General features: G+C 68.3%; 27 protein-coding genes. 10 read left to right on the top strand and 17 right to left on the bottom strand.

Going from position 1 to position 21947, the window contains the following annotated elements; genetic code table 11:
- The first annotated feature begins 6 nt into the window (after positions 1 to 6).
- From fliR to SGRAN_RS20635, 4 genes are all read left to right on the top strand, one after another.
- Complete coding sequence (gene fliR / locus SGRAN_RS20620) at positions 7 to 786, top strand: flagellar biosynthetic protein FliR (RefSeq protein WP_067186531.1); 780 nt, start codon at positions 7 to 9, stop codon at positions 784 to 786.
- A gap of 4 nt (positions 787 to 790) precedes the next feature.
- Positions 791 to 1930 carry a flagellar type III secretion system protein FlhB gene (gene flhB / locus SGRAN_RS20625; RefSeq protein ID WP_067186533.1) on the top strand — a complete coding sequence of 380 codons (1140 nt, stop codon included), beginning with the start codon at positions 791 to 793 and terminating at the stop codon, positions 1928 to 1930.
- 63 nt (positions 1931 to 1993) lie between these two features.
- Entirely contained in the window at positions 1994 to 3370 is a 1377-nt protein-coding gene (fliD, locus tag SGRAN_RS20630) for a flagellar filament capping protein FliD (protein ID WP_067186534.1), read from the top strand.
- Positions 3371 to 3381: 11 nt separating this feature from the next.
- Positions 3382 to 3771 (top strand): flagellar export chaperone FliS, encoded by a 390-nt coding sequence (locus tag SGRAN_RS20635; RefSeq protein ID WP_067186536.1) that lies wholly within the window; start codon positions 3382 to 3384, stop codon positions 3769 to 3771.
- Positions 3772 to 4151: 380 nt separating this feature from the next.
- On the opposite strand, the gene SGRAN_RS20640 is transcribed toward SGRAN_RS20635, so the two are convergent.
- From SGRAN_RS20640 to flgB, 14 genes are all read right to left on the bottom strand, one after another.
- Entirely contained in the window at positions 4152 to 5216 is a 1065-nt protein-coding gene (locus tag SGRAN_RS20640) for a sigma-54 interaction domain-containing protein (RefSeq protein WP_067186538.1), read from the bottom strand.
- Between the two features lie 179 nt (positions 5217 to 5395).
- Positions 5396 to 6256 carry a flagellar motor protein MotB gene (locus SGRAN_RS20645; protein WP_067112806.1) on the bottom strand — a complete coding sequence of 287 codons (861 nt, stop codon included), beginning with the start codon at positions 6254 to 6256 and terminating at the stop codon, positions 5396 to 5398.
- Positions 6256 to 7119, bottom strand: coding sequence for a flagellar motor stator protein MotA (motA, locus tag SGRAN_RS20650; RefSeq protein ID WP_067112809.1), 864 nt, complete (start codon positions 7117 to 7119; stop codon positions 6256 to 6258). The genes SGRAN_RS20645 and motA overlap by 1 nt, the downstream gene beginning before the upstream one ends.
- A gap of 91 nt (positions 7120 to 7210) precedes the next feature.
- A complete protein-coding gene (locus SGRAN_RS20655; protein WP_067186540.1) occupies positions 7211 to 8041 on the bottom strand; it encodes a flagellin in 831 nt (276 codons plus the stop codon).
- A gap of 16 nt (positions 8042 to 8057) precedes the next feature.
- Positions 8058 to 9386 (bottom strand): flagellar hook-associated protein FlgK, encoded by a 1329-nt coding sequence (gene flgK / locus SGRAN_RS20660; RefSeq protein WP_067186542.1) that lies wholly within the window; start codon positions 9384 to 9386, stop codon positions 8058 to 8060.
- Positions 9383 to 9679 carry a rod-binding protein gene (locus tag SGRAN_RS20665; RefSeq protein WP_076077365.1) on the bottom strand — a complete coding sequence of 99 codons (297 nt, stop codon included), beginning with the start codon at positions 9677 to 9679 and terminating at the stop codon, positions 9383 to 9385. The genes flgK and SGRAN_RS20665 overlap by 4 nt, the downstream gene beginning before the upstream one ends.
- Positions 9676 to 10785, bottom strand: coding sequence for a flagellar basal body P-ring protein FlgI (locus SGRAN_RS20670; protein ID WP_082737386.1), 1110 nt, complete (start codon positions 10783 to 10785; stop codon positions 9676 to 9678). Before SGRAN_RS20670 ends, SGRAN_RS20665 begins: the two co-directional genes overlap by 4 nt.
- Positions 10786 to 10803: 18 nt before the next feature.
- Complete coding sequence (locus tag SGRAN_RS20675) at positions 10804 to 11463, bottom strand: flagellar basal body L-ring protein FlgH (RefSeq protein ID WP_067186543.1); 660 nt, start codon at positions 11461 to 11463, stop codon at positions 10804 to 10806.
- Positions 11444 to 12232, bottom strand: a complete 789-nt coding sequence (gene flgG / locus SGRAN_RS20680; protein WP_067112820.1) for a flagellar basal-body rod protein FlgG — start codon at positions 12230 to 12232, stop codon at positions 11444 to 11446. The genes SGRAN_RS20675 and flgG overlap by 20 nt, the downstream gene beginning before the upstream one ends.
- Positions 12233 to 12244: 12 nt before the next feature.
- Positions 12245 to 12988: a flagellar basal body rod protein FlgF gene (locus SGRAN_RS20685; protein ID WP_067112831.1), complete on the bottom strand. Its 744-nt coding sequence runs from the start codon at positions 12986 to 12988 to the stop codon at positions 12245 to 12247.
- Between the two features lie 32 nt (positions 12989 to 13020).
- Positions 13021 to 13851 carry a flagellar hook protein FlgE gene (locus tag SGRAN_RS20690; RefSeq protein WP_067186545.1) on the bottom strand — a complete coding sequence of 277 codons (831 nt, stop codon included), beginning with the start codon at positions 13849 to 13851 and terminating at the stop codon, positions 13021 to 13023.
- Positions 13852 to 13855: 4 nt separating this feature from the next.
- Positions 13856 to 14170 carry a flagellar hook assembly protein FlgD gene (locus tag SGRAN_RS20695; RefSeq protein ID WP_067112837.1) on the bottom strand — a complete coding sequence of 105 codons (315 nt, stop codon included), beginning with the start codon at positions 14168 to 14170 and terminating at the stop codon, positions 13856 to 13858.
- A 3-nt stretch (positions 14171 to 14173) separates the two neighbouring features.
- Entirely contained in the window at positions 14174 to 14581 is a 408-nt protein-coding gene (gene flgC, locus SGRAN_RS20700) for a flagellar basal body rod protein FlgC (RefSeq protein ID WP_067112841.1), read from the bottom strand.
- Positions 14578 to 14934, bottom strand: coding sequence for a flagellar basal body rod protein FlgB (gene flgB / locus SGRAN_RS20705; RefSeq protein WP_067112854.1), 357 nt, complete (start codon positions 14932 to 14934; stop codon positions 14578 to 14580). Before flgB ends, flgC begins: the two co-directional genes overlap by 4 nt.
- 281 nt (positions 14935 to 15215) lie before the next feature.
- Here flgB and SGRAN_RS20710 point away from each other — a divergent pair, with 281 nt between their 5' ends.
- The 6 genes from SGRAN_RS20710 to SGRAN_RS20735 all read left to right on the top strand — a co-directional run bounded on the left by SGRAN_RS20710 (position 15216) and on the right by SGRAN_RS20735 (position 20582).
- The gene (locus SGRAN_RS20710) at positions 15216 to 15722 is read left to right on the top strand and encodes a flagella basal body P-ring formation protein FlgA (RefSeq protein WP_067186546.1); all 507 of its coding nucleotides are present in this window, start codon (positions 15216 to 15218) and stop codon (positions 15720 to 15722) included.
- A 499-nt stretch (positions 15723 to 16221) separates the two neighbouring features.
- Entirely contained in the window at positions 16222 to 16530 is a 309-nt protein-coding gene (flgM, locus tag SGRAN_RS20715; protein ID WP_076078213.1) for a flagellar biosynthesis anti-sigma factor FlgM, read from the top strand.
- Positions 16524 to 16829: a hypothetical protein gene (locus tag SGRAN_RS20720; protein WP_067186548.1), complete on the top strand. Its 306-nt coding sequence runs from the start codon at positions 16524 to 16526 to the stop codon at positions 16827 to 16829. The genes flgM and SGRAN_RS20720 overlap by 7 nt, the downstream gene beginning before the upstream one ends.
- Positions 16830 to 16907: 78 nt before the next feature.
- Positions 16908 to 17729 (top strand): transglycosylase SLT domain-containing protein, encoded by an 822-nt coding sequence (locus SGRAN_RS20725; protein WP_067187227.1) that lies wholly within the window; start codon positions 16908 to 16910, stop codon positions 17727 to 17729.
- Complete coding sequence (gene flhA, locus SGRAN_RS20730) at positions 17726 to 19849, top strand: flagellar biosynthesis protein FlhA (RefSeq protein ID WP_067186550.1); 2124 nt, start codon at positions 17726 to 17728, stop codon at positions 19847 to 19849. The genes SGRAN_RS20725 and flhA overlap by 4 nt, the downstream gene beginning before the upstream one ends.
- Positions 19839 to 20582 carry a sigma-70 family RNA polymerase sigma factor gene (locus tag SGRAN_RS20735; RefSeq protein ID WP_067186552.1) on the top strand — a complete coding sequence of 248 codons (744 nt, stop codon included), beginning with the start codon at positions 19839 to 19841 and terminating at the stop codon, positions 20580 to 20582. The genes flhA and SGRAN_RS20735 overlap by 11 nt, the downstream gene beginning before the upstream one ends.
- 19 nt (positions 20583 to 20601) lie before the next feature.
- On the opposite strand, the gene SGRAN_RS20740 is transcribed toward SGRAN_RS20735, so the two are convergent.
- The 3 genes from SGRAN_RS20740 to SGRAN_RS20750 are packed head-to-tail and all read right to left on the bottom strand — an operon-like array spanning position 20602 to position 21940.
- On the bottom strand, positions 20602 to 21090 hold the full coding sequence (locus SGRAN_RS20740; protein WP_067186554.1) for a winged helix DNA-binding protein: 489 nt from the start codon (positions 21088 to 21090) through the stop codon (positions 20602 to 20604).
- A 32-nt stretch (positions 21091 to 21122) separates the two neighbouring features.
- Entirely contained in the window at positions 21123 to 21533 is a 411-nt protein-coding gene (locus tag SGRAN_RS20745) for a hypothetical protein (protein ID WP_067186556.1), read from the bottom strand.
- Positions 21534 to 21559: 26 nt separating this feature from the next.
- Positions 21560 to 21940, bottom strand: a complete 381-nt coding sequence (locus tag SGRAN_RS20750) for a hypothetical protein (protein WP_067186558.1) — start codon at positions 21938 to 21940, stop codon at positions 21560 to 21562.
- Positions 21941 to 21947: the final 7 nt, after the last annotated feature.

Raw genomic sequence — 21947 nt, forward strand, 5'->3', positions numbered from 1 at the left:
GCCGCGATGGACCCCGCCGACATCCCGAACGTGGAGGCGATGCTCCAGCTCTGGATGCTGGGGATGATCCGCCCCGGCGCGGCCTTTCTGGCGGCGCCGGTGTTCGGCGCGGCCAATGTGCCGGTGCAGCTGCGGCTGATCGTCGCGCTCGCGGTCGGGGTGCCCGCGGTCGCCGCCTCGGGCCTTGCGCTTCCCGCCGAGGGAATCGTCTCGCTGCCCGGCTTCCTGCTGATCGTCGGCGAGGTGGTGATCGGGCTCGGCATCGGCTTCGTGCTCCAGATGGGGCTCGCCGCCGCGCTGCTCGGCGGCGAGACGATCAGCAACGCGATGGGCCTCGGCTTCGCGTCGATGATCGATCCGCTGAGCGGCACCGCCAGTTCGGCGATCGGCCAGTTCCTCTCGATGCTGGCGACCGCGCTCTTCCTCGCCGCCGACGGCCACCTGCTGCTCGTCGGCATCATCGTCGACAGCTATACCGCGCTGCCGCCGGGGGGCGCCTTTCCCTCCTTCGCCGCGATCGGCGGCATCCTGCGCTTTGCGAGCCTGATGTTCGCCGCCGGGCTGACGATCGCGCTGCCGGTCGGCTTCGTGCTGATCCTCGTCCAGATGATCATGGGCGTGATCGGACGTTCGGCGCCGGCGATGAACCTGTTCGCGGTCGGCCTGCCCGCGACGCTGCTCGCCGGCGTCGTGCTGCTCGCGATGGCGACCCCGGTGATGGCGGAGGCGATCGCGCGCTTCCTGTCCGACGCGCTCGACATGGCGCGGCAGATCGCGGCGGGCTGACACGATGTCGGGCACCACCGAAAAGGACCAGAAGACCGAACAGCCGACGCCGAAGAAACGCGCCGACGCGGCGCGCGAAGGCGATGTGCTGATGTCGCGCGAGCTGGCGACGGCGCTGATGATGCTCGCCGGCGCGGGGTGGCTGTTCGCGGCGGGCGGCTGGCTCGTCCGGTCGGCGGGCGAGCTGGTGCGGCGCGGGCTGACGCTCGACGCCGACGACGTCGCGCATTTCGCGCCCGGCGAGGCGGTGCTGCGCAACGGGGTCGAGGTGCTGCTGCCGCTCGCCAGCCTGTTCGCGCTCGCGCTGGTCGCGAGCATCGCGGCCCCCGCGATGCTCGGCTCGCTCGGCTGGCGCGGCAAGGCGCTGGGCTTCAAGGGCAACCGGATCAATCCGCTGAGCGGCATCAAGCGCATCTTCGGCATGCAGGGGCTGATCGAGCTCGCCAAGTCGATCGCCAAGGTGCTGCTGCTCGGCACCATCGGCTATCAGCTGATCGCGGTGAACCTGCCGGCGATCATGACGATGGCGTCGACCGACCTCAACGCCGCGCTGGGACTGGCGGGGAGCGCGGTCGCGCGGGCGATGCTCGCGATGGCGGGCGGGCTGGTCGTCATCGCGCTGATCGACGTTCCCGCGCAATGGTATCAGCGCAACCGCAAGCTGATGATGAGCAAGCAGGAGGTGAAGGAGGAGATGCGCCAGACCGAGGGCGCCCCCGAACTGAAGCAGGCGCAGCGCCAGCGCGCCCACGACATTTTGAGCGGGTCGGCGCGCAAGGCGGTGACCGAGGCGACCGTCGTCCTCACCAACCCCACCCATTTCTCGGTCGCGCTGCGCTATCGCCCCGGCATCGACGCCGCGCCGGTCGTGGTCGCGCGCGGGCGCGGCGACGTCGCGCTGTCGATCCGCACGCTGGCGCGCGAGGCCGCGGTGCCGATCCTCGAATATCCGCAGCTCACCCGCGCCATCTATTTCACCGCGCGCGCCGGCCGCGTGATTCCCGAGGAACTGTTCGTCGCGGTGGCGACGGTGCTCGCCTTCGTCTTCCAGCTCGAACGCGCGGTCGCCGAAGGGCGGTCGCAGCCCGCGGTCGACGTGCCGTCGTCGCATCGCTTCGACCCCGATGGCCGCCGCGCCGCCTGACCGCCGCCGGCGCGCTTAAGGAATCGCGCGCGCCGCCGTTAAGCAGAGCGAAGGAAACGCACCATGGTCAGTTCAATCGCCAACAGCCTCGGCTTCGGCTCGGGCCTCGACATCAAGCAGCTCGTCACCGACCTGTCGAACGCCTCGCGCGAACCCAAGATCGCGCGCATCGCGACGATGACGCAACAGAACCAGGCGCGGATCAGCGCCGTCGCGCAGGCGAAGTCCGATCTCGAGGGCTTCGCCGATTCGCTGAGTCAGATGATCGCCGACGGCGCGCTGCGCAGCAGCCCGACGGTCTCCGACGACAGCATGCTCGGCCTCAGCGCGCGCGCCGGGCTTCAGGCCGACAGCTTCGCCGCCACCGTCACCGTGTCGCAGCTCGCGCGCGCGCAGACCGCCTATTCGGGGGTCGTCGCCGACCGGGCCGCCGCGATCGGCCAGGGGACGATGACGCTGAGCGTCGGCGGCGTCGACCACAGCATCACCATCGACGCCGCCAACGACAGCCTCGACGGCCTCGCCACCGCGATCAATGCAAGCGGCAGCGGCGTCACCGCGTCGATCGTCGCCGACGAGGGCGGCTATCGTCTGATCCTGAAGGGCGCGAGCGGCGCCGCGAACGGTTTCACCCTGTCCGCCGACGCGGGCGCCGACCCGGCGCTCGCCGCGTTCGGCTATGGCAGCGGCGGCGCCATGACGCTCGGCCAGAGCGCCGCCGACGCGCAATTCACCATCGACGGCGTCGCGTTCAGCCGCCCGAGCAACACGATCGACGACGTCCTGCCCGGCCTGTCGCTGACGCTCAAGAAGGCGGCGCCCGGCCAGCCGGTCGACATCGGCGCCAGCCGGCCGCTCGACATGATCCGCCAGACCGCGGGCGATTTCGTCGACGTCTTCAACCAGCTCAAGAAAAGCCTGACCTCGGCGGCGAGCCTGGCGGGGGGAACGACGTCGCTGCGCCAGCTCGAAAGCGAGCTCGGCAGCCTGGTCAGCAAGACCCTGACCAGCCACGGCAGCATCAACAAGCTGAGCGACATCGGGATCAGCCTGACCAAGGACGGCCTGCTCGCGCTCGACAGCGCCAAGCTCGAAAAGGCGCTCGCCAGCGACGCGGGCGCGGTCGAGGCGCTGTTCAACCCGCGCCGCGACGCCACCCACACCGAGGCCACCGATCCGGGCATCGCCTTCGTGCTCGACGCGATCCGCGACAAGGCGGTCGCCAGCGACGGCGTGCTCGGCCGCGCCACGTCGATGCTCGACGCCCGCCGGGCGTCGCTCGCCGAGCAGCTCGAAAAGGTCGAGGCGCGCGAGGACATCTATCGCAAGCGGCTCGAGAAGCAATATGGCGCGCTCGATGCCAAGCTGGCCGCGTTCAAGGCGACGCAATCCTATCTCGAACAGCAGATCGAGATGTGGAACAACCAGTATAAGAATTAGGGACGTCCGCCGTGGCAGCGACCGCATCGACCGTCCGGGCGGCCGGACAATATCGCAGATTGCAGAACGAAAGCCGCGCCGAGTCGGCCGACCCGATCGAACTCGTCACCATGCTCTATGACGAGCTGGAGACGGCGGTGGGCGTGCTCGCCGCGATGGTGCGGCAGGGCCAGCGCATCTCGGCCACCGAACCCGCGCACCGCGCGCGCGCGATCCTGATCGCGCTCGACGCCGGGCTCGACCACGAGGCGGGGGGCGACGTCGCCGCGTCGCTGTCGCGCGTCTACCGCAGCATGCGCCGCAAGCTCGATACCGCGGTCGCCGCGAACAGCGAATCCGACCTCGTCGAGCTGCTCGACGGCATCCTGACGATCAGTTCCGCCTGGCGACAACTACGCTAGAGCATCGAGCCTTAGATCCGACCCATCGTCCCGTTCGTGTCGAGCGAAGTCGAGACACCCATCGGCCTTGCGCCACACAGATAGGTGTCTCGACTTCGCTCGACACGAACGGATAAGGGGCGGTGCAGGTTTATGGTACGCCGCTCTGGACTCTGATGACTTCTGTTCGGCCCTTCGCCACCCCGGACCTGATCCGGGGAAGCAATCCAGAGCGGTTTGCGCACGCTCTGGATTGCCGCGCTGATACAGGAAAGGCCTTTCGGGGGCGGCCCGAAACGACCTTGCGCCCGGCCGCCCTAGGTGGGGACGGGCGGCCGGGCGACTGGGCAGGGGCGGACCAGAGCCCCTTGTTTCAGCGGTGCTGAACCCGTGTGCGGCGATCACGCCGCCTGTTGGTGGACGCCATATTTGCGCATCTTCTCGATCAGCGTCGTGCGCTTGAGCGTCAGCAGGCGCGCGGCCTCCGAAATGATGCCGTCGGCCAGGTCGAGCGCGACGTGGATCTGTTCGAGTTCGATCGTCTCGATCTCGCGCTTGAGGTCGATCGGACGCCCCGGCGCCGGCGTCTTGGGATGCGCGGCGTGGAAGGCGGCGTCGTCCGCGCTGGCCTGCACCGCGGCGAGGCTGCTGGGGACAGCCGGCCGCGGCGCAGGCGCTGCGGTGGGGTTCAGAAGGCGCGCGACATCGTCGGCGCCGAGCGTCTCGCCGCCGTGCAGCACGCTGGCGCGCTCGACGAAATTGCGCAGCTCGCGGACGTTGCCCGGCCAGTCGTGGTGCAGCAGCACCGCAAGCGCGGCATCGTCGTAACGGCATTTGGCGTCGGCGGGCATCTTGCGCTGGAAATGACGGATCAGCGCCGGAATATCCTCGACCCGGCTCGCGAGGCTGGGGACCTGGAGCACGATGACGCCGAGGCGGAAGAACAGGTCCTCGCGGAATTTGCCCTCGGCGATCGCGGCGCCCAGATCCTGGTGCGTCGCCGAAATGACGCGGACGTCGACGCGGCGCATCTCGCTGCTGCCGACGCGGACGATCGTCCGCTCCTCGAGCACGCGGAGCAGTTTCACCTGCATGTCGAAGCGCATGTCGCCGATTTCGTCGAGGAACAGCGTACCGCCGTCGCTCGCCTCGAAATGGCCGATGCGGCGGGCGTGGGCGCCGGTGAAGCTGCCCTTTTCATGCCCGAACAGTTCGGATTCGATGAGGTCGGAGGGAATGGCGCCGCAATTGATCGCGGCAAAGGCCTTGCCGGCGCGGACGCCTTCGTCGTGGATCGCGCGGGCGACGAGTTCCTTGCCCGATCCCGACGGGCCGCACAGCATCACCGAGGCGTTCGACCGCGCGACGCGCCGGATCATGTCGCGAAGCTGACAGATCGCCGGACTGCTGCCGATGATCGATGCCTCCAGCGCCGCCGCTGCCTTGTTGTGCCCACCCTCGGTCATTTTTGTCTCCACCGCGCCCCCCGTCGGCGCCTCTGCGATGGGCAAGAGATTGAGGAAAGTGGTAAACAAAAGATTATCCATCCCGACATAACCCCTTCAAAACAAAGGGATATTGCCATAATGGAAGTAATAGGAACGTAATTGCGTTCTTAACCGTCCGATATGCTGCCAGATTGGCACTAATTATAAGCGGCGGTCCGCCAGCCGAGGGTGATCGAGATGCGGCGGTTGCGCGGATCGAGTCGGTCGGCGGGGACATAGGGCTCGCGATCGGCGACCCCCTCGATGCGCGCGAAGCGCTCGGCGGCGATGCCGCGGAACTGAAGATAGTGGCGCGTCACTTCCGCCCGGTCGACCGACAGCCGCCAGTTGTTCATGCCGCCCTGCGCCGACCAGGGCGCCGCATCGGTGTGCCCGCGGATCATCAGCTGGTTCGGCGCCTCGGCGATCGGCGCCGCGATCTCCGCAAACAACCGCGCACCCTCAGGCGTAAGCTGGCTGGTGCCAATCACGAACATCGAGAAGTCGGCGTCGTCGACGACGTCGATCCGCATCCCCTCCGACGTTTCGGTGAAGCGCAGGTTGCGCGCGAGGCGCTTGAGCTCGCCCTTCTTCTGCACCCGTTCGCGCAGCGACTTGGCGACCTGCTGGAATTTCTCGCGATCCTGCTCGCGTCCCGACGCCTCCTTCGGCCCGCCGACGACGTCGCGCGGGATGGTGATCGAGCGCGTCCCGGTCTGGCCCGCGCGGTGCGGATAATTGTCGGCCGCGATGATCGAATCGCCGCCGAACATGCCGTTCGACCCGGCACTTTCCTGCTTGGTCTTGACGATCGTCGGCGCGAAATAGTCGGCGAGCGCCTTGCGCTGCTTCTCGGTCGTCGCGCCGAGCAGCCACATCAGCAGGAAGAAGGCCATCATCGCTGTCACGAAGTCGGCATAGGCAACCTTCCACGCACCGCCATGATGACCGCCATGCGCCTCCTCGATCACCTTCTTGACGATGATCGGGCGCAGCGGGGTGTTGGGGCGCGCGGCCATTAGCGGCCTCTCATTCCATCAAAGACCTCGGCGAAGCTCGGCTGGTTGTCATGCGCGACGCCCGAACGCGCCGCCTCGATCACCAGCGGCTGCGGATGGCCGTGGAGCGAGGCGATGATGAGCTGCTTCACCGTCTGGTAGATGGCGGCGTCGCTTTCGATCACCGCGCGCGCGCGCGTCGCGAACGGGCCGACGAGGCCATAGGCGAGCAGCACTCCCAGAAAGGTGCCGACCAGCGCCGAGCCGATCATCGCGCCCAGGATCTCGGGCGGCTTGTCGATCGAGCCCATCGTCTTGACGACGCCGAGCACCGCCGCGACGATGCCGAGCGCGGGCAGCGCGTCGGCGAGGTTCTGCAGACCGTCGGCGGGTTTGATCGCGTGGTGATGGTGCGTCTTCACCGCATGGTCCATCACCTCCTCGACCGCATGCGGATCGAGCGTCCCCGACGACACGACGACGAGGCGCAGCGTATCGCAGATCAGGTGGACGAGCGTCTTGTCCTTGAGCAGCTTCGGATATTGCTGGAACAGCGGCGAGCTGGCGGGGTCCTCGATATGCGGTTCGACCGCGACCGGCCCTTCGGTCCGCATCATCTTCATCAGCGACGAGACGAGCAGGATGCAGTCGAGATAGTCCTGCTTCTTGTACTGCGGCCCCTTGAACACCTTGCCCAGCCCGGCGCCGAGCGCCTTCAGCTCCTGCCCGGAATTGCCGATGATCAGCGAGCCGACCGCGGCGCCGCCGATGATCAGCATCTCGTGCGGCAGCGCATGCATGACGGGACCCAGATTGCCCCCGGTCAGCGCAAAGCCCCCGAAAACCAGCAGGATCAGAACGACGATGCCGATAACGGGAAACATGCGGGGTCAACTCCAATCGGGCCAGTGGGGGTCCGGTAAAAAGGGGGGCGCCTTATGCTTAACGGCAGCGCGCGCCGGATATTGAGGGCGATCAGTTCAAAATATCGAACAAGGTCTGGCGATTGATCTTCGCGAAGGCCGCCTGCGCCGCGCCGAGCGTCAGGTCCTGGGCGTTGAGCTGGGCGATCGCGATCGACAGGTCGGTGTCCTCGACCGCCGAGCGCTCGTCGGCGAGCGCGATGCCGCGCGCCTTGAGCCCGTCGCCGATCCGTTCGAGCCGCCCGGCCGACAGGCCGATCGCGGCATGCTGGTCGGCGACATGGCCGATCGCCGCCGACAGCGCGTCGAGCGCGTCGCCCATGCCGGCGCTGTCGCTCGCCGCCACGGCGGCGGCGGCATCGCGCAGGCCGGTCGACAGGCTGTTGCCCCCGACGACGAAAACATCGGCGGCCGAGGGTACCGGCGCGAAGGTCACGTCCGAATCGAAGCGCATCACGCGCGCCGCGCTGCCGGCGAACAGCGGCTCGCCGTTCGAATCGCGGGTCGCTGCCAGCGCGTCGAGCTCGTCGGCGATGGCGCCCAGTTCGGCGGCGACCGTCGCGCGGTCGGTCGGACTCATCGACCCGGTCGATGCGGAAAGCGTCAGCTCGCGCGCGCGACCCAGCAGGTCGCTCGCGGTCTTGAGCACACCGTCGGCCTGCGACGCGAGCGCGGTCGCCGTGTTGAGATTCGCGGTCCAGCCGTCGATGCTCGCCTGCGTCTTGCCGATCGTCGCGATGCGGCGCGCCGCGACGGCGTCGTCGGACATGCGCTGGAGCCGCTTGCCGGTCGAGATCTGCACCTGCGTGCGTTCGAGCTGGTCGGCGAGTTTCTGCTGGCGCGCGATCTCGCGCGTCATGCGATTGCCCACGGCGTTGATCATGGCGACCGCCTTTCCCTTAAAGTGAGCTGAGCAGCGTCTGGATGGTTTCGCGCGCGACCTGGATCGTCCGCGCCGCGGCCGAATAGGCCTGCTGGAAGCGCAGCAGATCGGCCGCCTCGCGGTCGAGATCGATTTCGCTCACCGCGCCGCGCGCCGCGGCCGCGGCATCGCGGCGCGTCGTCGCCGCGGCGTCCTGCGCCCGCGCCGATGCGGTCGCCTGCGCCTGGGTGGCGAGATGCCCCGACCAGGCGCTTTCGGGATCGCCGTTGCCGCGCATCGCGCCGAGCGCGAGCATGGTGCCGTTGCCGCTCGTCGCATCCGCCGCCGCGACCTGATTCGCGGTGAGCGGCGCGGCGGTCAGCGTCGCGGCGCTTGCGGTGCCGGTGAACAGGGCCGCGCCGGGATTGCCGCCCGCATCGAGCCCCGCCTGATGCGCGGCGTTGAGCTGGCCCGCGATCTGCGTCGCCATTGTGTCGAGCCCGGCGCGCTGGTCGGCGACGTGGTTCGCCGCCTCGGCCAGTCCCGCGAGCGAACCGGTCGCATTCGGAAAGGGCGCGCCGCCGATGGTGAAGGCGAGCCGCCCGTCGGCCGCGCTCGTCACCGCGATCGGCGTGACCACGCCGCCGCCGACCAGCAGGTCGCCGCTGCCCGACGCGCGCAGCGTCACCGCGCCATGATTGTCGAAGGTCGCGGTGACCCCCGCCTGCGACGCGAGCTGGTCGAGCAGCCGGTCGCGCTCGTCGAGCAGGCTCGCCTCGTTGGTCGAGCCGGGCCGTGCCTTGCGCAGGCCGATGTTGATCTGTTCGAGCGCGTCGAGGTTGGCGTTGAATGCCTCGACCTCGCTCGTCGCCGCGCCGGCGATGCCGTCGGCCATGCCCGAAAGCTGGCCCGCTGCGGTGCGAAAGCCCGACGCGACGTCGTCGACCGCCTGCAGGAACTGGCTGCGCAACGTCAGATTGTTCGGATCGGCGGTCAACTGGTCGGCGGTGGTGAACAGCCGGGTGAGCCCGGTCGCGATGCCGTTGGTCTCGTCGCTCAGCGCACCCTCGACGCGGTTCATCCAGTCGAGCCGCGTCGCCGAGCGTTCGGCATCGCCCGAAGAGATGCGCGAATCCTCGATCAGCCAGGCATCGACCGACCGGGTCACGCCGCTGATCTGCACCCCGCCCGGCTTGATCGCGCTGCGATAGAGCGGCATGTCGCCCGCCGCCTGGTTTTCGGTGAGCTCGAGCGTGCGCCGCGCATAGCCCGGCGTCTGGGCGTTGGCGATATTGTCGCCGATCGTCGACAGCGCGCGCGAATAGGCCTTGAGCCCGCTCGCGCCGATGGCCAGCAGGTCGCTCATTGCACGCCTCCCGCCGCGCGGGCGCGGAACTGCGCCTCGACCATGTCGGCGATGCCGAACTGGCGCATCGCGGCGATGCTGTCGGCGGTTTTCGAATCCGCCATCTCGCGGAAATTGTCGGTCGCGCTCGATCCGAAGATGTCGTCGCCGAGCTTCGCCTGGCGCATCGATGCCATGAGCTGGCGCAGGATCACCGCCTCGAAGGCCTCGGCCGCCTTGCGCAGCCCGCCGTCGCCCCCGCCGGCGGCGGCCGGCGCGGCGGTTGGCACGATCGAAGAAAGAGGAGCCGTCATATGATCACCAGTTCGGCTGTGAGCGCGCCGGCCTGGCTCAGCGCCTCGAGGATGGCGACGAGGTCGCCGGGGGGCACGCCCATGCGGTTGATCGCATCGACGAGCTCGGACAGCGACGCGGTCGGCTGCACCATCATCACCGGGCGGTAGGCCTCGCTGACCTCGATGTCGCTCGACGGCTCGATCGCCGTCTGGCCGCGGCTGAACGGCGCGGGCTGGACCACGGTCGGCGATTCCTTGATCGACACCGTCAGCTTGCCCTGCGTCACCGCCGCGGTGCCGACGCGCACGGCGCCGTTGATCACCACCGTGCCGGTGCGCGCGTTGACGATCACCTTCGCGGGCGGCTCGGCGCGCTGGACGGTCAGATTCTCGACCCGCGAGATCAGCCGCATCCGCTCGTCGCCATTGCCGGCGGCGCGGATCGCGATGCTGGCACCGTCGATCATCGAGGCGGAACCGGGCATCGCGGCGTTGATCGCATCGGCGACGCGCTTGGCGTTGGTCGCGTCGAACTGGTGCAGGTTGAAGGTCAGCCAGTCGCCCGCGGCGAAGCCGGTGTCGACCGCGCGCTCGACCGTCGCGCCGCCGGCGATCCGGCCGCTCGACGGCACGTTGACCGTCAGCTTCGACCCGTCGGCGGCATCGACGCCGAGACCGCCGATGACGAGATTGCCCTGCACCATCGCGTAAATCTGGCCGTCGGCGCCATAGAGCGGCGCGAGGACGAGTGTGCCGCCGCGCAGGCTCTTGGCCTTGCCGATCGCCGAGACGGTGACGTCGAGGCGCTGGCCGGGCTTGGCGAAGGGCGGCAGTTCGGCGGTGATCATCACCGCCGCGGCATTCTTGAGCGCCGGGTTGATCCCGGCGGGCAGCGTCAGGCCGAAGCGCGACACCGCGCCCTTCATGCCGAGCGTCGCATAGTCGAGACTGTCGTCGCCGGTGCCCGCGAGCCCGACGACGATGCCGTAGCCGGTGAGCTGGTTGGCGCGCAGGCCCTGGAACTGGCCCATGTCCTTGATGCGCTCGGCATGCGCCGGCGCCGCGAAAACGAAGCTCGCGAGCAGCAGGGCGAAGAGGGCGAACAGGGTGGGACGCTGGGCCACGGCGGGTTCCTTCACGCTTTAAAAGGGGCTGATCATGGAGAAGAAGCGCTGCAGCCAGCCTTGCTTGCTGGCGCGCGCAATCTCTCCCTTGCCGACATATCGGATGTTGGCGTCGGCGACGCGGGTCGATGCGATGCGGTTGTCGGGGCCGATGTCGATCGCGCGAACGATGCCCGAGATCTGGACCCGCTCGTCGCCGCGATTGAGGGTGAGCAGCTTCTCGCCCTTCACCAGCATCGTGCCGTTCGGATAGACTTCGGCGATCGTCACGCTGATCTCGCCCGCGAGCTGGTTCGACTGCGATGCCTCGCCCTTGCCCTTGAACGCCTGATCGCCGCCCATGCCGATGTCGCTCGGGTTGAACAGCGACAGCGGACCGGTCGACGGCGGCGACAGGCCGATGCTGCCGCCGCGCTGGGTGCCGGCGGCGTTGCTTTTCGACGCGATGGTGCGCTCGACGAGCTGGATGGTGACGATGTCGCCGACGCGCCCCGCCCGCCCGCCAGAGGTGAGCGCGACATAGCCGCCCTGGAAGATCGCGCCGTTGGCCGGCGCGGCAGGCGGCGGCACGGGCGCGGTGGGCGCGAAGGCGTCCTCCGGAACCCGGTCCTTCGCCGCCGCCGCGACGGGCAGCGCCGCGACCAGCAGGATCAGCGCGCTAGAGAGTCTGCGTCGCATTTTTCATCATCTCGTCGGTGGCCTGGATCATCTTCGAATTGACCTCGTAGGCGCGCTGCGTCTCGATCATGTCGACGAGTTCCTCGACGACATTGACGTTCGATCCCTCGAGCATCTGCGCGCGCAGGATGCCGCGCCCCTCCTCGCCCGCGGCGCCGACCTGCGGCGCGCCAGAGGCCTGGGTTTCGACGAGGATATTGTCGCCGATCGCCTGCAGGCCCGACGGGTTGACGAAGCGCGCGATCTCGATCCGGCCGAGCTCGGTGGCCTCGGCCTGACCGGGGACGGTCGCCGACACGGTGCCGTCGGCGGCGACCGAGATGCCGGTCGCATCCTCGGGCACCTGGATCTGCGGCTGCAGCGGCTTGCCGTCGGAGGTCACGATGGTGCCGTCGGCGGCCATCGAAAAATTGCCCGCGCGGGTATAGCCGGTGCGTCCGTCGGGAAGCTGGACCTGAAAGAAGCCCGCGCCCTCGATCGCCATGTCGAGCGCATTGCCGGTGGCGTTCAGCGTGCCCTGCGTGTCGATACGCGCGGTGCCGCTGAGCTCGACCCCGGTGCCAAGGTTGAGCCCGACCGCATAGCGGTTCTCCGACGAGGAGGGCGCGCCCGGCTGGGTCATCATCTGATAGCCCAGCGTCTCGAAATTGGCGCGGTCGCGCTTGAAGCCGGTGGTGTTCACGTTCGCGAGGTTGTTCGCGATCACCTGCATGCGAAAGCTCTGGGCATCCAGCCCGGTTCGCGCGACGTGCAAGGCACCGAAGCTCATCGTCTGTCTCCTTTAACGGGGGAGCTGCATCAGGTTGGCGGTCGCGCTATCCATGTCGCGCGCGTCGCTGATCAGCTTGAGTTGCGAATCCCACTGCTTGCTCGCCTCGATCATCTCGACGAGCGCGGCGGTGGCGGTGACGTTCGATCCTTCGAGCGAACGGGTGACGACGCGCGCCTCCGGATCGTCGGGCAGGATGCCGCCGCCGCGCACGCGGAACAGGCCGTCGAGTCCCTTGACGATCTCCGACCCCGCGGGGGTCGCGAGCCGCAGCCGGTCGATTTCCTGCGGGTTTTCGGGGTCGCCGCCCGCGGGCACGACCCAGATGCGCCCTTCGGCGTCGATCTTCACCGAATCGGCGGGCGGCAGGGTGATCGGACCCTGTGCGCCCTGCACCGGATGATTGTCGCCGGTGGTCAGCAGGCCGCTCGGCGAAAGCTGGAGGTCGCCGCGCCGCGTATAGGCCTGTTCGCCGTCGGGCGCCTGGACGACCAGCATCGCGTCGCCCTGCATCGCGATGTCGAGGTCGCGCCCCGTCGCCGCGATGGTGCCGGCGCGCATGTCGGCGCCGACCACCTCTTCGGACGCCATGGCGCGCGCGTCGAAACCGGCGCCGTGCAGCCACAGGCTCTGCGCCTCGGCCATCTCGCCCCGGAAGCCCGGGGTCTGCACATTGGCGAGATTGTTCGCGATCGCCGTCTGCCGGGCCATGCTGCCCCGCATCGCGGTGAGGCTGGTATAGATGAGGCGGTCCATGGATCAGTTCCCGGCAGGCGGCGACAGCGGCGTCAGGACCGCATGTTGATCAGGGTCTGCGTCAGCGTCGACGCGCCCTCGATCGCCTTGGCGTTCGCCTGGAAGTTGCGCTGCGCCGCGATCAGCAGCACCAGTTCCTCGGTGATGTCGACGTTCGACCGTTCGAGCGCGCCCGAGCGGATCGTCCCCATCGGACCGTTGGTCGCGGCGTCGATCGTCGGCTGGCCGCTTTCGCCCGTCGACTGGTAATGCGCGTCGCCGATCGGCCGCAGCCCTTCCATCGAGGGGAAGGTCGCCATCGCCACCTTGCCGAGCATCTGGTCCTCGCCATTGGCGAAGGTCGCGGTGACAAGCCCGTCGAGCCCGATCGAGATGTTGACCAGCGACGCGGTGGGGTCCGAAGGGGCGCCCGTCGGCAGGATCATGTCGGTCATGCCGCCGAGCGTGCGGTCGGTCACCTCGCCATTGGCGTCGACCGGCAGCAGCTGCAGCTTCTGGCCCGTCGTATCGACGATATGGCCGTCGGCGGTCGGGGTGAAGGATCCGTTGCGGGTATAGCTCACCTGCTCGCGCGGCGGCTCGCCCTTGACGACGAACATGCCCTCGCCGGCGATCGCCAGGTCGAGCGTCTTCTCGCTCGCCTCGAGCGTACCCTGGGTGAACTGCTGGATGATGCCGTTGAGGCGCTGGCCCTGGCCCGCGACCATGCGCGTCGACTGGGTCGGCGACGAGGCGAACAGGTCACCGAACTGCGCGCGGCTGCGCTTGAAGCCGGTCGAGCTGGCGTTGGCGATGTTGTTCGAGATGACCGACATGTCGGTCTGGGCGCCCTTGAGGCCCGAAAGCGACGTATAGAATGACATGCTCTTATCCTTCCTGCGTGGATTGTGTGGTGGGGGTCGCGGCGATCTGCGCCGCCTTGATGTCCTTGAGCAGCGCGGTCTGCGCGCCGAGCTGGTCGGCGATGCTCTTCAGCGTCGTGTTGGTCTCGCTGATCCCGGCCAGGCTGGAGAATTGCGCCATCTGAGCGACCATCTGCTGGTTGTCGACCGGGTTGAACGGGTCCTGCTGCGACAGTTGCGCGGTCATCAGCCGCAGGAAATCCTGCTGGCCGAGCTGGGTGCCGCTGTTCTTCGGCACGACGGCGATATTGCTTCCGTTGACGGCAGAGGTGCTGGTCATCGCTTATTGTCCCAACCGCAGCGTTTCGTTGATCAGGCCCTTTGCGGTTTCGAGGACCTGGACATTGTTCTGATACTGGCGGGCGGTCTCGACCATCTCGACCAGTTCGGCGGCGCTATCGACCGCCGCTTCCCAGACGTTGCCGTCCTTGTCGGCGAGCGGGTTGTTCGGGTCGTACCGCTTCGTCGGCGCCATCTTCGACGTCGCGACCTGGTCGACCTGCACGGTCGCCCGGCCGGCGTCGTCCATCACGGTGCGGAACACCGGTTTCATCGACCGGAAGGCCGAGGTTTCGCTGCCCGCGACGGTCCCCGCATTGGCCAGGTTCGACGCGGTGGTGTTGAGCCGGACGAGCTGCGCCGACATCGCGCGCCCGCTGATGTCGAAGATCGAGAAGCCGCTCATCGTCATTCGCCCTTCAGCGCGCGCGTCAGCGTGCCGATCCGGCCCTGCAGGAACGCGAGGCTGGAGCGGTAGGCGAGCGCATTTTCGGCGAAGGCGGTCTGCTCGGTCGCCATCTCGACGGTGTTGCCGTCGAGCGACGACTGCACCGGCACGCGATAGGCGACCGCGCCTTCGAGCGCCTGCCCAGCCGACCCGCCCTGCTGCTGCGCGAGATCGAGCGCCTTGGAGAAATCGAGGTCGCGCGCCTTGTAGTTGGGCGTCGCGGCGTTGGCGATGTTCGACGCGATCAGCATCATGCGCTGGCTGCGCAGCTGAAGCGCCGTCGCATGTAGGCCGAAAAGCTTTTCCGAAGCCATCATCATCATCCTTCTTTCGCCGCCTGCCGTTCGAACCGGACGGACCGGAGCGGCATGCGGAAAAACACGCGGGACATGATGCAATGCCCATGCCAATTCCCGATTACGGCCATTTTTCAAACGCCTGAGCGAAGGTTTCGGTGGCCGGCCGTGCCCGGCGCGGCGGCTCGTCAAAAGTTTGACGGCGGCGGCGCGGTGGGCGCGGGAAAGCGCGGCGGCGCGTCCTTGGCACGCTTCCTGCACCGCGCGGGGCCGGCATTTGGGACCGACGAAGGAGATGGGTCATGCAGGGGAAGACGATGGCGAGCCTGGCGCTCGCACTGGCCGCGATCCCGGCGGCAGGCGCGCAGCAGGCGACCGAGGACTGGCAGACGATCGACACGCTCACCGCGATGGTGGCGAACGCGATGGGCCGCAGCGCCGCCCCGATCGACCGCCGCATCAAGCTGGCCCGCTGTCCAGAGCAGGCGTCGATCACAGCGATCGACAGCCAGACGCTCGCGGTCCGCTGTCCCTCGCTCGGCTGGCGGCTGCGCGTCCCGATGACAGGTCCGGCCGGCGCCATGCCGGTCACGGCGCAGAGTGCCAGGCCCGCCGCCGCGGCGCCGGCGATCCGCCGCGGCGATCATGTCCGCGTTTCGATCGACACCGAAAGCTTCTCGATCGCCTATACCGCGGTCGCCGCCGAGGACGGCAGCGTCGGCGAAGCGATCGCACTGCGCGGCAGCGACGCCAGGACCATGCTGAGCGCCGTCGTCACCGGCCCCGGCCGCGCCCGCCTCGCCGATTAGGGTCCGGGAGGATTCGGCCTTTCCACAGGCTGGCCTGCGCCTTCGTCATGCTGAACTCGTTTCAGCATCCATGGCCGGGCCCTTCCTTTTTCGCCGTCTTTCGGTCGAGGGTGGACCATGGACCCTGAAAAAAGTTGGCAATTATCCCCTTCCGACAAGTGAGCGTTCCCCGGCGAAAGCCGGGGTTCAGCTACGTGCGCCTGCCTCGCATGGACCCCGGCTTTCGCCGGGGATCACCAGTGTCCCTGTCTTAAGGGTATAAACGCCAAACAAGTTCAGGGTCCTCTCTGGGGATGACACATGACGTGTCTCCGCGCAGACGGGATCCGGAGCGGCGTGACACCGGCCTTGGTCCCTGCGTCACCGACCCGACGCATCCGACGGGCCGGTCCTTTTTTTAACTTTTTCACAACTTCCGCTTAATCCGTCGCCGCGCTCGCCGTTAAGACAGGCACAGACGGTTCCGTCGCTTTTTCGGCGGCACAGGATGGAGGCGAAGATGTCGGGTGACAGCAAGATCGGGCTGCAGGTCGGCGGCGTTGTCCGCATCGGCACCGCGCGCAGGATCGGCGGCAGCGCGCCTGCCGCGACGCAGGCACCGGCGCCCGTCCGTCCCGCGGCCGAATCGCTTCCCGTCACGCGTCTCGCCGGGCTCGCCCGCGACCTCGCGGGGCAGGACGCGCCGGTCGACGCCGAACGCGTCGCCGCGCTGCGCAGCGCGATCGCCGACGGCCGCTACACGGTCGATCCCGGCGCCATCGCGGGCGCGATACTCGATTTCCACCAGCGCCAGGATACGTCATGCTGATGCAGATGGACGAGATGCAGGCGCGGCTCGACGCGCTGGTCGAAGCGCTCGACGGACAGGACCCCGGCACGATCATCGCCGCGTCGGAGGCGCTGGCGACCGCGGTCATCCTGTTCCGCAACAGCACGATCCCGGCGGGCGCCGAACAACGCGCGCGCCTGCTGATCACGCGGACGCTCGGCCAGCTCGAAGCGGCGGCGATCCGCGTCAACATCCTGAAGAACTGGACGCGTCAGAGGATTGACAGAAACCATGCGATCCGTGGCATGGCGGCGCAGGGCGCGGCCCTAACCTATTGATAACCATATAATACACGGCCATTTATAAAAATGGCACGATGATTGCTTCAGGTTTCGCGAACCAGCGGAACCGACAGCATGACGTCTATCAATTCCTCCCTGCCCTCGACCAGAAGCCCGCTTCCCGTCATGGATGCGATGCACAGCGCCTCGGCGCGCACGGGGGTCGATTTCGACTATCTGGTCGACGTCGCACGCGTCGAAAGCCGCTTCAACCCGACCGCCCGGGCATCGACCTCGTCGGCGCGCGGGCTGTTCCAGTTCACCAAGCAGACGTGGCTCGCGACGCTGCGCCGGCACGGCGCCGGGCACGGGCTCGACTGGGCGGCGGGCGCGATCGGCCAAGACGGCGCTGGGCGCTTCTTCGTCGCCGATCCCGCGCTCCGCCAACAGATATTCGACCTGCGCGACGATCCCGCCGCGGCATCGAGCATGGCGGCGGCGCTGACCGCCGACAATCGCACCGCCATCGAAGGACGGCTCGGCCGCAGCGCCGAGCCCGTCGACCTCTACCTCGCCCATTTCCTCGGCAGCGCGGGCGCGGTGCGCTTCCTCGCCGCGTGGGAGGCGAACCCCGATCAGCCCGGCGCGACGATGCTGCCCGAGGCGGCCGCCGCCAACCGCTCGGTCTTCTATGCCGGCGACGGCAGCATGCGCAGCCTCGGCGAGATTCGCGAACGCTTCCGCGCCAAGCTCGACGAGGACGGCGGCCCCGCCGCGCTTCCCGCCGGGCCCGCCGCCGCACCGGGCTGGCAATTGCATATGGCCCGCTCGGCGGGCGTCGAAGGCGGCCGGGCGCCGCTGCCCATGATGGATATCGAACCGATGCCCCAGAAACTGTCGATGGACTTCGCCGCGCGCACCTATCGGCGCCTCGCCTCGCTGGGAGGCGCGGCATGATCGCCGGTTTCGACCTGCGCCAGGCGGGCCGCATGGCCGGCGCCGCCGCGCTGCCGGTGGCGATGCTGGTGCTCGTCGCGCTGATGGTGATCCCGGTCTCGCCGACGATCCTCGACATCAGCTTCATCGGCAACATCATGATCAGCCTCGCGATCCTGATGGTCGCGCTGTCGGCGTCGAAGCCGCTCGATTTCTCTTCCTTCCCGACGGTGCTGCTGCTCGCGACGCTGTTTCGCCTCGCGCTCAACGTCGCCTCGACGCGCGTCGTGCTCGTCCACGGGCACGAGGGGACGGCTGCCGCCGGCCACGTCATCGAGGCCTTCGGCCGGGTGCTGATCGGCGGCGACTATGTCGTCGGCCTGTTCGTCTTCGTCGTGCTGATGATCATCAACCTCGTCGTCATCACCAAGGGCGCGGGGCGCGTGTCCGAAGTGTCGGCGCGTTTCACCCTCGACGCATTGCCCGGCAAGCAGATGGCGATCGACGCCGACCTCAACGCCGGGCTGCTGACCCCCGACGAAGCCAAGGCGCGCCGGCAGGAGGTCGCGACCGAGGCCGATTTCTATGGCTCGATGGACGGCGCCTCGAAGTTCGTGAAGGGCGACGCGGTCGCCGGCCTGCTGATCCTGTTCGTCAACATCGTCGGCGGGCTGATTCTGGGCATGTCGAGCCACGGGCTCAGCTTTTCGGAAGCCGGCGCCACCTATGTCACGCTGGCGATCGGCGACGCGCTGGTCGCGCAGATTCCGGCGCTGCTGCTGTCGATCGCCGCCGCCGCGATCGTCACCCGCGTCGCGTCGCCGCACGACCTGTCGGGCCAGATCGGCAGCCAGTTCGCCTCGCCGCACGTCTGGATGGCGGTCGGCGGCATCCTGTTCATCCTCGGCCTCGTCCCCGCGATGCCGCAGATGCTGATCCTGCCCGCGTCGGCGCTGGCCTTCGCGATCGGCTGGCAGATGCGCCGCACCGCCGCAGAGGCCGAGGCCGCGCCGCCCCCCGCGGCGCCCGCACCCGACCCGCACCACATCGAATGGGCCGACGTCAGCGACATCGGGCCGTGCCAGCTCGAGATCGGCTATGCGCTCGTCGCGCTAGTCGACGACCGCAAGGGCGCGCCGCTGATGGGCCGGATCACCGGCATCCGCCGCCAGCTGTCGCGCGAACTGGGTTTCGTCGTTCCAGCGGTGAAGGTCACGGACGACCTGTCGCTGCCCGGCAACGCCTATCGCATCTCGATCGCCGGGGTGATCGTCGGCGAGGACGAGGTGTTCCCGCATGAGATGCTCGCGCTCGATTCGGGCGACCTCGTCACCAAGGTCACCGGACGGCCATGCAAGGACCCGACCTTCGGGCTCGACGCGCTGTGGATTCCCAAGGCGTCGCAGAACGACGCGATCGCGGCGGGATACACCGTCGTCGATCCGGCAACCGTCGTCGCCACGCATCTCAACAACAGCATCATCGCATCGGCGGCCGAGCTGTTCGGCATCGACGACGCGCAGGCGCTGATCGACCATCTGAAGGCGCATTATCCGCAGCTGGCGCAGAATCTCTGTCCGCAGGGCTATGCGCTGCCGCGCGTCGCGGCGCTGTGCAAGGCGCTGCTCGTCGAGCGCGTGCCGCTGCGCGATTTCCGCAAGATCGCCGAGGCGATGGTCGCGCTCGCCGGCCAGCAGCTCGGCGACGTCGAGCTGGTCGAGGCGGTGCGCCAGCGCATCGGTGCGCTGATCGTCCAGACGATCGTGCCATCGCGCATGCCCCTGCCCGTCGTCACCTTCAGCCCCGACGTCGAGATGCTGCTCAACCAGTCGGTGCGTGCCAACCCCGGCGCCGAATGGCCGTTCGAGCACGGCATGGCGATGAAGATCATCGAGCAGATCGGGCAGGCGGTCGAACCGCTGCTGCTGTCGACGCGCAGCTTCGCGCTCGTCGCCTCGCCGCTGTGCCGGTCGGCGCTGTCGCGGCTGGTGCGCGCGACCTTCCCCGACGTCGCCGTCATTTCCTACCTCGAAATCCCGGCGAACAAGGCGACCGAGATCGTCGCGACGATCGGCGCCGAAGTACCGCGCCTGACCGGCGATTCCGCAGCAGCGATGGAGGAGCATCAGCATGAGGATTGAGCCCGCCGCCCACTTCGCCGGGTCGGCGCAGCCGCTGCGTCCGCACGCCTACCTGGGCAGCGTCGAGGCGCTGGTCGAGGAATATGCGCCGCTGGTGCGCAAGATCGCCTGGCAGGTCTTTTCGCGCGTGGCGCGGACGAACGAGCTGGAGGACCTGATCCAGACCGGGCTGATCGCGCTGATCGAGGCGAGCCGGCACTATGAGGAGCGCGGCTATGCCTTTGCCACCTATGCGACGACGCGGATCCGCGGCGCGATGATCGACCAGCTGCGGCGCGAGGCCGATGTCGGCCGGTCGGCGATGGTCGCGAACAAGCGGCTGCGCGCGATGCGCGCGGCGCTCGAACAGCAAAATATGCGCGCGCCGACGACCGCCGAAATGGCGGCGGCGTTCGACATGACGGCAGAGGAATATTTCATGTTCGAACAGAATGCGGCGCAGCGCCGCTCGGCCTCGCTCGACGAGATGATGGAGGCCGGGAGCGTCCTGATCGCCGACGACGCGCTGGCGACGGGCGAGCTGTGCGAGCGAAGCGACCTGCTCGCCGCGCTGCGCGACTGCATCGACGCGCTGAACGAGCGCGAGCAGATGGTGCTGCAGCTCTATTTCTTCGAGGAACTGAACCTGCAGGAAATCGGTAGGACGCTCGACGTCAGCGCCGCGCGCGTCTGCCAGATCAAGCGCGACGCGATGGCGAAGATCGAGGCGATGATGCGCGCGCGCACCGAATGAGCCGTGCGCGGAGCGCGCGTCACATCGCGATGGTCCGGCGCGTTTGCCGGATGAGCGCGATCTCCTCAAAATAGCTCGCCATCCGCTCGATGCCCTTCTCGGTCAGCCGAACGAGCGACCGGCGGCGGTCGCGATCGTCGATCGAACGGTGCGCGAGGCCGAGCCGTTCGAGCGCCGCGATCATCCGCAGTCCCGACGACAGCGGCACCCCGGCGCCGGTGGCGAGGTCGCTGGCGCTCAGATTGCGTCCGCTCGTCTGCGCGACCATCAGGTCGAGCATCATGTCCCACGTCGGCCCCGAAAGCGGTTCGTCGCCGAAGTGCCCCTTGCGCAGCCGCCGGATCTGGATGTGAAAGGCCAGCTGGTCGAGCAGCCGGACATTCGCCGCGGCCGCCGTCGGCGCGTCTGGACCGTCATCCGCCTCAGGGCCGCGTGCGGCGAGAAGCGCATGGATCTGGTCGATGCGCGAGCGCAGCTCGGCAATGTCATGGTTCGAGAATTGCTGCATGCGATGCCATCCACCCTCTGGGATTCATCCCGTCAGGCCGCAACCTCGCTCCGTCTGGACGAACCCGATGCATAAAGGATCAGAAGCAGGATCGGGTAGGATATGTAGATCGAAAGCAGCGAATAGGGCCGCGCCAATATCTCCGGAAACATCATCTTCTGGATATGGCCGAAAATGGCGATCAACTGCCATCCGGTGATCCAGTAGGGCCAGAAACGCTGCGTCTTCAGGGCGATGAACCAGAAGCTCAACAGAACCAGCACGTCGATGAAGAAGATATTATATTCGATGCTCGTCCAGGTCGGGGCGGGTGCGACGAGACTGGTGAGGACCGAGGCGATCAATGCCGTATAGGCTGCCCCGCGTTCAAGGGGACCGCCGCGTCGAACCGCGACGGCCACCGTGATGAGCAGAACGGCATAATAGAGCGCCACGGACCCCATGGGACCTCGTCAACCCTGCGCCGGACTCACGACGCCCGGGCGAGCGGCAGCGCCACGACGTCGGCATCCGCCGCGCCGTCGGCGCCCTCGTCGACCAGCGTCGCGCTGGCGGGCTTCACCCCGGCACCGAACATGCGGGTGCCGAGGCCGACCTGCTTCTGCGTCACGGTCAGCGCCTGATGGGCGTCGATCAGCAGCTGGCGAACCTCCCCCGCGGCGGCGAGCGCATTGGCGATCTTCGCCACCGCTTCCTGGCCGACGATCGCCGACATGTTGGTTTCGCGGCGCGCCGCAGGCAGCGTCGCGGCGAGCTGGGCGATACGGATCATCGTTTCGTCGATCGCGTCTTCGGCCCGGTGCAGTTCGGCGGCTATCTTCTGCGCTGCGGAAAGGCGTTCGTTCAGCATGATCTTT

The organism is Sphingopyxis granuli (genome assembly GCF_001559015.1).
Lineage (GTDB): Bacteria > Pseudomonadota > Alphaproteobacteria > Sphingomonadales > Sphingomonadaceae > Sphingopyxis > Sphingopyxis granuli.